This window comes from Stygiolobus sp. CP850M (genome assembly GCF_037389425.1).
In the GTDB taxonomy this organism is placed as follows: Archaea; Thermoproteota; Thermoprotei_A; order Sulfolobales; family Sulfolobaceae; genus Stygiolobus.
In genome coordinates this window covers 1-7,488 of record NZ_JBBHKR010000017.1, presented here as the reverse complement: position 1 = coordinate 7,488, position 7,488 = coordinate 1, and the positions used below count along the sequence as shown (strand labels likewise).

Sequence of the window (7,488 nt, the reverse complement as noted above, 5' to 3'; positions counted from 1 at the left end):
TCCTCTACTTCCTTTACCTTGTCGTCGAGGAACTCCAACGCCTTGACTACTTCGTTTAGCGTTGATGATAATATCTTCAAATCCCCTAAGTTATCGACGTTTAGCTCCTTGCCTAACTCGTAAAGTCCCTTAATGGCTTTAGACAGTTCTCTCCTCCTCGTTAGGAGTTTATCCGTCGATACTGACTTGCAACACTGTTGAACCTCCTCTAGTTCTTTTAACTCCGCGTTTAGGGATGAAAGGACTGAAAATAGCTTGTCCTTAACCTTGTTTTGGTATAGTTCTTTGGATATTGTAGTTATGTTAGCTTTTATAGACGTCATTAGCGTGAGTATCTCTTCATTCTTCTTTTCCTCCCCTTGCAGAGAATTTATCAATTCGTCTAACTCCTCAATTATCCCCATTCACGAACCCCTCCTTTTTAGCCCTCTCGTAAATCTCGTTAATGTTAGCCCTTATACCGCTTATGTCCTTTTTAATATCTTCTAATCCCTTGACGTAAGGAGTATTTAACAGGGTGTTAAGCATATCCTTAATCTTTTCCAGCCTTACCTTTACGGACTTCAACGTGTCGATACTTTCGGCGATTTCACGACATTCCTCGCCTACATCTTTCATTGTCGAGTACACCTCGTCGTTATTATAGACCTCATCAATAAACTCCGCGTAAGTAAACAGCCTCGACTTGTTCAAAGCTTTATATAACTTCTCCACATTTTTACGGTCTTTTCTTATCTCGTGAACACAGTCGGTAAGTTTTTGCTCATCCTGGACGAGCCTTTTCAGCCTTTGTAAAGTGTCCTCAGTATGTTGGATAGCCTTCGCTTCTTTTACGAACTTCACGAGTTTCTCCCTTATCTCCCTAATCGTTGTTAGTTCTTGTTCAACCACCTTGACGGTCTCCCCCTTGATGGACATCCTCATCTGGGATAGTGTCGATATCGCTTCCAACATATCAAAAAGCAATGCCTGAGAAGCCACGTTGTCCTGAGCTCTCTTCCTCACCTCTAAAGCGATCCTCAAGAGTTCCTTAAGGTCTACGACCTTAACGTCCCTTTCCTTTATGGTAATCAACTTTACTTCCTGAACTTTACCTTTTACCTCTTCTAACTTTTTGTCTAAGTCCTTTAGCGTGTTGACTTTTACATAACCAGACCTTAACGCTACCCTTATCAAGTCGCTAACCCCTTCTACTATTCTCTCATCTAGTTGTACCAAGTCTGCATTGAGTATATTCTTTACTTTCTTTTCCAGACCCTTGTGCGTTCCTTCAACGATCTCGACGACTGTCTTCTCAACATCTTCCTTACCAAGTCTTTTCAGTACTTTGTCCACAACCTTTTTAGCGTAGTCCCCTAAAAAGTCGTCTAAGTCGAGATCTGTCCCATCCAGTTTTATCAGTTTCTTCTTGTCTAAGTCCGATAAGAACTCCAGCAATCTGGTACCAGTCTCTATGTCTTGCACTGTGAACCTTACGTTCTTCTTTTCATAAGTTCTGAACTGGTCTGTTAAATCCCTTACCGTCTCGTAAACCTCCTGAACGGATACTTTACCGCTTTTTCCGGTCAAGCCCTTGTAATACAGCACGTAGTTCATAATACTCTGGAACCTATATTCAACTTGTTCCATTGAGGAGAAAGTATGGTAAATGTTCTCGTAGATCTTGTTAACCTCGTTTATGTCGTTAATGAGTAGGTCGAGCTTTGCTATCTCATTTGCAAAAACGAGCCTGAAAGCTGGATCTCTCACCCTCAAACCTTTAGAGAGGTATGATAATTGGAGAAAATACCTCTGTAAGGGGTGAGTTAACTTTATCGTAACATTTCCACCTTCCTTATCCGACGCCGTGTACAAAACGGTGAAATCAGACTGAGTTGTGTTCATTGGGTCGTCCGTTATTTTCACCTTATATGCAAATGAATAAAAGCCGTCCTTATGCTTGCACTCAAAGACGATTTCACTGCTCTTCCCCTCCGGTAACGGGGAGCAACTTACGTTATTCAACTTACCGTCCTTTTGGGCAATCGACACTACTTCCTTAACAAAGTTCTTCAAACCCTCAACTACCTTAGGGTACACGGCGTTAGTTTGTTTCAGCAGCTTCTCAGTCTCTTCCTTATACTCTTCTATCACTTTTTGAACCTCTTCGTACTTATCACCTTCGAGTAGGAAGTCCCTCAACTGGACATTAAGGTACCTCTCCACTTCCTCCCACTTAACCGCACATATCTCCTCTCCTTTCAGCGCCTTGTAAGCCTCTTTTAACACGTTCTCGTCGGGAAATAACGGATAATATTCTCTCGGCTCCTTGGGGATTATTACGTAAAGGTTGTCATCAACACTTAAACCTTCTCTTACCTTCATTGTCGTAATTACGTCCTCGATCTCCCTCCTCACGTTAGGGTCTAATTTGTTTGCAAACTTATTCCTCCACTCTTCGAATTTCACCAGTTTTGCGTTAGTGCACGAGTAATCGTAACCCCTCATTATCCTGCCTATGTCCTTGGGTTCGGTCTTAAACAAGGTCGCGTCACTGACTTCCACCGTTCTGTATAGATCCGTTATCGCCTCTCTCCGGGTGACTAATAGCTTGTATAATGCCTCGGGGGAATTTTCATGTAGCTGGCACATGAAATTATTAACTATTTTCGTTATATTCCTTCTCGTGACGGGGATTAGGTAATATAAGAAGTTAAGGTATTCGATGAGGGATATTGATTCACTCTTAACGTTCTTTAGCATACAGTACAACATCAGGAAATACTCGACCTTTGTAGGTTCTGTAAGTACCCTTTCCCTTATCCTATCTTTAAAGGCTGTGTACGTCTCGGGTAATAGGCTGTGTAAGAGACCCCCGTAGGAGAACACTTTTGTGTAACCGGAAGGCGTAGCAAGTAAGAATATGACGGAGTCTACGTCTTTCAGCTCGCTTATCTTCTTCATGTGGGTGAAGAAGTTTATTATTTCCTCTTTGTACTTATACTGCAGGTTCTCTAAGTTCTCTACCTCGTCTATGATCATTACTTCTCTGTCCTTTACGGCGAAAGAACCGTGATTGTCCACGACGATCTCATCGATCTTGACGTTTCTCACTTCATAGCCTATCTTCTCTGCCTCATCCTCAATCACCTTGCTCAAGAACGTCTTACCCATACCCCAGTCCCCTATCAGAACCACGAACATAGGGGAAGACTTCTTCCTAGCTATGAAATCCAGTAATTCCCTCTCCTTTTCGTAGAACGTTATGGAATCGGTGAACTTCGTAGAAAGTACGCACTTGTATACTTCCGATAGGTCACTCCATGCACCCGTCTCCGATATGAACCTTTCACACACGTCCATCACCCGGAGAGAATTTCTAAGATATCACCTTCAGATCCTATATCGGACTCGAGCTCGGACTTCCTATCTATTTGAACCCTTACTGGAATCTCGAGGGAGTTTATTAGACCCGTCACTATCGCCTGACCCCTAGGTAATGATATGAGTTCTTTAGCTAGGTATTCGGATATTCCTCCAGTAGCTGACTGTATATACTTCACGTCTTCGTGGTATACCCTGTGAAAGATGAAAGAGTTTAACATCGAAAGTACTACTTTGTCGACGAAAGCAGGTCTCTGACTTATGAGTATCAACGAAGCCCCGAACTTCCTACCCTGAGTGGCTAAGGTAGCTAAAACGTCCTTAGTTAACCTCGCGTTGACTGGGTAGTTTTCACTCGGTATGTAGTTCTGTGCCTCTTCGATCACCAGTGAGAGGATCCTTCTCTCGTTATTCATCTTCTTTTTAACTAGGTAGTTTAACATCAACCTAGCGATGTATCCGACAACGATTTGTTTAGTGAGTAAATCCATCCCTGGTGCTCCATCAGCTGAAAAGTCTATTATCACAAGCCCCTGCTTGAAGAATATCTCATCCAACGTGTCGTAGCTAAATGCCTCTCCATCACTCGAAATCAGGTCATACTCCTTAACTTTGCTCCTGAAGGTCTGTAAAGCACTTTGTAATGCCCTTTGTGTGTTTTTAGTGAACCCTAATTCATCCTTCCTCTCCTCAACGATCGCGTTTACCTTTTGCTGAAGTTTAGAGAACCCGTCCTCTACGAACAACGTATTGTAGTCCTCGTCCCTTAGCTCGTTCAGTGCCAATTCTAATAAGTTCATCTGTAAAGAGGCTTGCGCGACGTCAGTATCTCTATATTTCGCCGTTATGACCATGTAGGCTATATCGGAAGGGGTAAAGAGATTCATATCGAGCCTGAATCTCTGCGAGTTAGGTATGTCGGTGAAGGTGTAGCGGGTGATCATCTGCCTCGAACCGTTCCTGTTAACGTATTCTCTCTTCATCGAGAGGATAGCTAAGTCTATGTAGTCGCCGTTAGCATCTATCACTATCATAGGGATTGCGTAATGCTTACCATCATACTCTATGTTAGAAAACACGTCTATTAAATACCTCATGTTATAGCTCTTACCCGAACCGGTCTCTCCGAAAATGCCCATGTGCATCGGTAGGGCGTTAATTTTGAGGAGTAAGGGAATGTTAGTGTTTATTATTCTCCCATACTTCACGTATCTCGGGTCTTCAAGCTTTTCCTCGTAAAGTAGCTCGAGGAATTTCCTCTGTGTTTGATCGAGTTTATTTATGTCTTTTATTTCAGGGAACTTTAGCACTAAGTTTCCAGGCATTTGAACCTTGGCGTTGTTCTCCTTTATTACTCTTAGCCACACTGAAAGGTATGTGCTCTTGTCCAGAACGGAAGCTAAGACTTCGCTGTCAATCAGGCTCTTCACTATTCCCAAGGATTCGGTGTAAAAGTCGTTCCCGTATTCGTAGTGTTCTACTTGTACGAGGCCCATCCTTCCTTCCCTATCTCGCACTATCAGAAACTCCCCTATCTTGACGTCATGATCAGCCCTGATCAAGGCTTTCACTACGTTAGGAGTTCCTCCTTCAAGCACTATTCCTATTGCATCAGCATTACTCACAGATGTGGGTGGACGTGAGAGGATTTAGGTTTTTATTACTGTAAAACGGTATTAAGAAGAAAGCGGAAAAAATAGGTATGATTTAATTCGTACGTAGTCGTCACTTCTTCCTTCTCAGGGCGTAGTATACCAGTAATACACCGGCTACTATGAGACCGCCTATCGGTATGACATAGGTAATTGATTGGCTGGTTTGGCTAGGTACTGAGGTCTGAGGTGTGGTAGTTTGGGTAGTAGTTGATGTTATTGAGGTTTGAGCTGATGTAGTAGTAGTTGAGGAAGTAGTTGTTGATGAAGAGGTCGTTGAGGAAGTAGCGGACTGTGTGGTTGTTATAGTGGTAGTTGTTGTCGTCATGCTGGTTTGAGTCGTGCTACTCTGAGTCGTGGTAGTTTGGACAGCACCTGAGGTAGTAGTCCTTATTTGAAGAGTTAACGGGGAATTTATAACTACATATGTGAGATCTGGTTTACCTACGCTTAATTCTGCATAACCTTGAGGAGTAAAGGTCACGTGAACGTTGTCCGTTGCCTCAGCCGTATCTCCTCCGAAGGTGTAATAAGAAGGGAATTCCACATACTCGTTGTTTTGTAGGTAGAAAAGACCTAGTGTAGCCGAAATATTCTTAAACGTAGTAACCTCGCCGTTCCCTCCTCCTCCAAATATTAGCTCTGTATCGTAATACGAACCGTAAAGACCCGTTGGACCTGCAGGTGTGTATTCCATACCGTTTACTTGGAAATATGCGGAGCTTACATTTGGATCGACCACCAGCACCTTATCGAACGTTTGGGAAGATAAGACCGTGGAAGACCCGTTCTCCAACACTATGACGTTGAAAGTGATTAATACGCCCTTGCCTTTTACTACACTCTCGTTCATTACTAAATAGCCCGAAAACGGAAGGGAATATGTGAAACAAGGTGAGGAGTTGTAGTTGCCGTAGTAGTTCCCTCCTTGAGGACTAGGTGCTACGTATCCGTCTCCTTTTATGCTCTGGTTCGTTAGAGTAGCCGTGGGATTAGTCATGTTAAACACGTTGTCGTGATAAAGTACTATGCTCTCGTTAGTCAGGAAAATTAATACGTCTTGCGGCCACAATATCCACGTGGAGTTATCGTCGTTGTTAATGAGCAATACAGAGTTTAGCTGAAGTGATGCTGAGTATGCAGGTACAAGGTTCTGAGAGCCGTTGTAAGCTAATAGAGAGGTTATGTTAAAGTAACCCAAGACTGAGGTGGTGTTAACTACGTAAGTCTTCGTCCCTGATACACCGTAACTTGCTATTCCCATGGGATAAGCATTTGTATGTGTTATCTCGATGTATAAATACGGGTTTACATATTCAGGAAGAACTCTATATGCAAAGGCTAGATACGCAGGCTTGTCGTGGGGGTTAGTAATATTAAGGAAATAAATTCCAGTTGGTAGATCGACAGTGTAGAAACATGTTTCAGACGTGTAGTTCCACGTTAGGGTGATGGGAGAGGAATTGAAGAAGACCTGAGACTCATTATTGAAAACATTGTAGTAAACAGTTTGGTTCGAGACACCGAAAAGCGCTAAGGTCGAAGGAGAGCCCAGTGTAGACAAGTGAATCGGAAGTGAATAGGTTCCACCAGGTGGTATGGTCACGAACTCCTCCACATAAGTCGAGGAGTTTTCGGGTGTAATGGGCGTAGTATTATAGTAATACGAAATATTGGCATATTGTGTAGGCGAGTATATCACTAGGTAATACATACCGGGGTTTGCCAGTACCCCGTTAACTATCGCCGAACTGTTCTGGACTACGATTCCTTGGAGCGACCCAGTACTGTTGAATTGAGAGAACTCGCTGGGAGTCATAAGTGCTACTGCCACTGTAGTGTTGCTCTCGACGGCGTAAACTATCGCCGATAGGCTACTAACGTGAACTGGAATGTATAAAATGTATCCTGCCTTTAAAAGGAGAGCGTGTGCAGGTAGGAAAGAGGCGAGGAAGAACGTCATTAATAGTAGGGGGAAAAGTTTCTTCATTGGAAGAAATGGTGAAGGGGACTTTTATAAGTATTACCCTCCACGTGGGTCATGATCTAGTGTGATACCGTAATTATTCTAAGATGTGCCATACACCGTTACCTAAGGCACACAATGTTCTGTCACCGTCATAGGCCCTTACCTCAACGAAGGCGTAAGTCTTCGTCCTCCTTATTACCTCAGCCTCAAATTTGAAAGGAGATTTCTTCATCTGTCTCATGAAGGTTATTGAAAATTGTAGAGTGAAGGCTTCCTTTATTCCTAAACTCCTTACAGCATAACTCCCGGTGTAATCCATAGCGGTAAATATTATGCCACCATGAAGGATACCGCCAATCCTAGTCAGTTCCTCCTTGTAGTCCATTACAGTAACTGCCCTACCCTCCTTAGCTTCCACGAACCTAATCCCCATAAAACGGAACAAGTGTTCACTCCTCTCAAGGAGTTCGTTAAATTCGTTAGCCCCACTCATATGATCCAAAA

General features: G+C 43.1%; 5 protein-coding genes. All 5 read right to left on the bottom strand.

Annotated features, from left to right (window positions below):
* Window positions 1-404: hypothetical protein (locus WIW89_RS00710; RefSeq protein ID WP_337719379.1), on the bottom strand; the 404-nt coding region annotated here is incomplete at its 3' end.
* Window positions 391-3,336 (bottom strand): hypothetical protein, encoded by a 2,946-nt coding sequence (locus WIW89_RS00705; RefSeq protein ID WP_337719378.1) that lies wholly within the window; start codon window positions 3,334-3,336, stop codon window positions 391-393. The genes WIW89_RS00710 and WIW89_RS00705, both read right to left, overlap by 14 nt.
* A gap of 5 nt (window positions 3,337-3,341) precedes the next feature.
* Window positions 3,342-4,988 carry an ATP-binding protein gene (locus WIW89_RS00700; protein WP_337719377.1) on the bottom strand — a complete coding sequence of 549 codons (1,647 nt, stop codon included), beginning with the start codon at window positions 4,986-4,988 and terminating at the stop codon, window positions 3,342-3,344.
* A 100-nt stretch (window positions 4,989-5,088) separates the two neighbouring features.
* A complete protein-coding gene (locus WIW89_RS00695; protein ID WP_337719376.1) occupies window positions 5,089-7,005 on the bottom strand; it encodes a thermopsin in 1,917 nt (638 codons plus the stop codon).
* A gap of 73 nt (window positions 7,006-7,078) precedes the next feature.
* Window positions 7,079-7,488: PaaI family thioesterase (locus tag WIW89_RS00690; RefSeq protein ID WP_337719375.1), on the bottom strand; the 410-nt coding region annotated here is incomplete at its 5' end.